This is a genomic window from Mycobacterium sp. IS-836 (genome assembly GCF_001954275.1).
Taxonomy (GTDB): domain Bacteria; phylum Actinomycetota; class Actinomycetes; order Mycobacteriales; family Mycobacteriaceae; genus Mycobacterium.
The window spans coordinates 1-3,397 of the sequence record NZ_MBEU01000028.1 but is presented as its reverse complement, the minus strand read 5'-3'; the positions used below and the strand labels follow the sequence as shown (position 1 = coordinate 3,397).

General features: G+C 65.2%; 2 protein-coding genes. One reads left to right on the top strand and one right to left on the bottom strand.

What is annotated here, in order from left to right:
• Nucleotides 1-286, top strand: a 286-nt coding sequence (locus A5747_RS09725) for an AMP-binding protein (RefSeq protein ID WP_142245510.1), incomplete at its 5' end; no start/stop codon positions are given.
• Here the strand turns inward: A5747_RS09725 and A5747_RS09720 are convergent.
• The coding region (locus A5747_RS09720; protein WP_142245509.1) for a non-ribosomal peptide synthetase at nt 232-3,397 on the bottom strand (3,166 nt) is incomplete at its 5' end. The two genes, A5747_RS09725 and A5747_RS09720, sit on opposite strands and share 55 nt — an antisense overlap.

Here is a 3,397-nt window from a genome sequence, read left to right as displayed (position 1 = left end):
CTCGGCGTCCCCCCCCCCCCAACACCTGCCCACACCGGACAACCTCGCCTACATCATGTACACCTCAGGATCAACCGGACGCCCCAAAGCCGTCGCCATCACCCAACGCAACGTGGTGGCATTGTTTGCGGGCCTTAAGAAGTGGATCGGTTTCCCCCGGACGGATGTCTGGGCATGGTGTCATTCACCGGCCTTCGACGTCTCGGTGTGGGAGTTGTGGGGAGCGCTGCTTCACGGCGCGCGCGTTGTGGTGGTGTCATGGGATACGGTGCGCTCGCTGGGGTAGTTGGGGTCGATGGGCAGGTAGGCTGCGCCGGTTTTGGAGATGGCCAGTAGCGCGGTGACTAATCGGGTGGAGCGGGGCAGTGCGACCGCGACGATGGTTTCCGGTCGGGCTCCATAGGTTGTCAGTCGGGCGGCGAGATGGTTTGCGCGAGCGTCGAGTTGGCGGTAGGTCAGGGTCTCGTTGTCGTCGTTGATTGCGGGGGCGTCGGGGGTGCGGGCGGCCTGGGCGGCGAACAGTTCTGGCACGGTGGCCTGCGGTATTGGCGTGGCGGTGTCGTTCCATCGGTTCACGACTTGGTCGCGTTCGATCGCATCGATGATCTCGATCTGATCGATCCGCCGCTCCGGATCAACCGAGACAGCGTCAAGGATCCGTACGTAGTGGCTGGCGAACTTCTCGACGGTGTCGTGGTTGAACAGGTCGGTGGCGTACTCGATGGTTCCCGGGATCGGTTGTGGTTCTCCCGGCATTGGCGGAAGTTCGAAGAGGTTGATGGACAGGTCGAACTTCGCGGTGTGGGTGGAAGCAGGCAGCACGTCGACGCCCAGTCCGGGGAATTCGACCTTCGGGAGGGGATTGTTCTGCAGCGCGAGGGACACCTGAAACAGCGGGTGATGGGCAGTGGAGCGGGATAGGTTCAGCGAGTCGACGAGCCGTTCGAATGGGGCGTCTTGGTTTTCGTATGCGGCGAGTGCCTTGCCGGCTACCTGCTCGAGGAGCTGCCTGAAGGGGGGATTGCCCGAGGTCGCCACCCTCAGCACCCAGGTGTTGGCGAAGAACCCGATCAGGTCGGTCAGTGCCTCGTCGGTGCGCCCGGCGATCGGCCCTCCGATTGCAATGTCGTCGCCGGCGCCGAGTTTGCGCAACAGCACTGCCAACGCCGCCTGCAGCACCATCGACGTGGTTGTCCCGGTTTCCCGCGCCAGTTGCTCGATCTGGTCCCGCAGTAACGGGTCGATCGCGAACGACACGACCTCCCCGCGAAACGATCGCTCCGCCGGACGAGGCCGGTCGAACGGCAACGAAATCTGTTCTGGCACCCCGGACAGCTCACGACGCCAGTACGCCAACTGCTGGGACAGGACGCTGTCGGGGTCGTCTTCGCGGCCGAGGACTTCTCGCTGCCAAAGCGTGTAGTCCGCGTACTGCACCGGGAGCGGTGACCAAGTCGGAAGGCGCCCCGCGCGCCGCGCGGCGTAAGTCGTGGCCAAATCCCGCGCGAGCGGCACCACCGATGCCCCGTCCCCAGCGATGTGGTGGATAACCAATACGACCAGATGCTCGGTCGCCGAAACCCGAAGCAGCGTGGCCCGGATCGGGATCTGCGTCGCGAGGTCGAACCGGTGCTCGGCGGCTGCAGCCACCGCTTCAGCCAATTCCTGCCCGCCGGACACCTCGCCGGCGACCACCGGCGGGGCCACTTTTTCGGCGGGCAAAATCTGTTGCCACGGGCTTCCGTCGGCCTCAGCGAACACCGTGCGCAGGCTCTCGTGGCGGGCCACGATATCCCCGATCGCAGCGGTCAACGCCGCCGTATCGAGCGTCCCGGTGAACCGGATTGCCAACGGGATGTTGTAGGTGGCCGAGGGGCCCTCGTATTTGTAGATGAACCACAGTCGGGTCTGCGCGAACGACAGCGGCAGTCGCGGCGGCCTCTGTCGCGGCATCAGGGGGGCCCGCGTCTGGTGGCCGGAATGCGTTGCGAGCCATTGGGTTAGTTGGGCGATGGTGGGGGCGTCGAAGATTGCGCGGATGGGGATCTCGATTCCGAGTTCGGTGCGGATGCGTGCGACCAGGCGGGTCGCTGAGAGGGAGTGTCCGCCCAGGGCGAAAAACCCGTCGTCGATGCCGACTCTGTCGGTCCCGAGCACTTCGGCGAACAGGGTGGCCAGCACCTCTTCGCGTGGATCGCGCGGGCCTCGATAGGCCGCTTCGCTGACGAACTCCGGGGCCGGCAGCGCCCGCCGGTCAAGCTTGCCGTGGGCGGTCAACGGCAGGGCGCTGAGCACCATGACTGCTGCGGGCACCATGAACTCGGGCAACCGAGTCGCCGCATACCGGCGGATGTCGGCGGCCAGCGCGGCGGGGGCGCCGGGGTCGGCGGCGGGTGATTTGAGCACGACATAGCCCACCAAGTGGGTGTCGGCGACGTCGTCGGCGGCGTGGGGGGCGCTGCGGGCGATGACGACGGCGTGGGCCACCGCCGGGTGTGCGGCCAGTACCGCTTCGACCTCGCCGGGTTCCACCCGAAATCCGCGGATTTTGACCTGCTGGTCGGCCCTGCCCACGAATTCCAGTTCGCCGTGTGCGGTCCACCGCCCCACATCACCGGTGCGATACATGCGAATTCCCGGTGTTTCTGCGTCGACGAACGGACAGGCCACAAACCGTGTTGCGGTCAGGGCCGCCCGGCCCCGATATCCGCGAGCCACGCCCGCGCCCGCGACATACAACTCACCAAGCACTCCCACGGGCACCGGACACAACCCTGCATCAAGCACAAAAACCCGCATATTGCCCAGCGGCACACCGATTGGGGACGGTTTGTGTGCGGCGTGCGCGGCGGTCAGCTCCAAATACGTTAAGTGCACAGTGGTTTCGGTGGTGCCGTACATGTTTATCAGGGCCGGCGCGTGCGCGCGTTCACCCGGATACCAGCCTCGCAGCCGAGACGTATCCAATGCCTCGCCCGCAAATACCACCATCCGCAAAGCGGAACTCTCTGCGGTAGAAGAGCATTCGGGCTCCGCGCGCATCAACTCGTAAAATGCTGACGGGGTATGGCTGAGCACCGTAACGCGCTTCTGAAGCAGTAGCTGCCACATTTTCAGCGGCGACCGCACCGTATCCCATGACACCACCACAACGCGCGCGCCGTGAAGCAGCGCTCCCCACAACTCCCACACCGAGACGTCGAAGGCCGGTGAATGACACCATGCCCAGACATCCGTCCGGGGGAAACCGATCCACTTCTTAAGGCCCGCAAACAATGCCACCACGTTGCGTTGGGTGATGGCGACGGCTTTGGGGCGTCCGGTTGATCCTGAGGTGTACATGATGTAGGCGAGGTTGTCCGGTGTGGGCAGGTGTTGGGGGGGGGGGGTTTTGGGG